At 38.0% G+C, this 387-nt stretch carries 1 protein-coding gene; it reads left to right on the forward strand.

The features are described 5' to 3' along the window. Positions 1–387, forward strand: a 387-nt coding sequence (locus AC1DE0_RS22415; protein ID WP_478105847.1) for a BtrH N-terminal domain-containing protein, incomplete at both ends; no start/stop codon positions are given.

A 387-nucleotide genomic window follows, 5' to 3' on the forward strand; every position in this document is an offset into this window, starting at 1 on the left:
ATCCAAAAGATGCGCAAACTGCTTTAGAGAAAAATTTAGAACAAAATATCCCGACAGGTTTACAGGTTGGCGTTTTCAACCTGACTTATTTTCCTGAAGAATATAAATTCCATTTTAATGCTCATAATCTTGTTGTTTATGGGAAAGAAGACGGAAGGTTTTTAATCAGCGACCCTGTAATGGATTTCGCAACTTCCCTTTCCGAAGCTGAATTGGAAAAAGTACGTTACGCAAAAGGTGCACTTCCACCGAAAGGTCATATGTATTTCCCAACTCACATTCCAGAAACTGTAAATCTGGAGGAAGCGATTAAAAAAGGAATTAAAGATACTTGTAAAAATATGCTGGCTCCAGTTCCGTTAATCGGTGTAAAAGCAATGCGTTGGG

It is taken from the genome of Terrabacter sp. 05T424 (assembly GCF_056396225.1).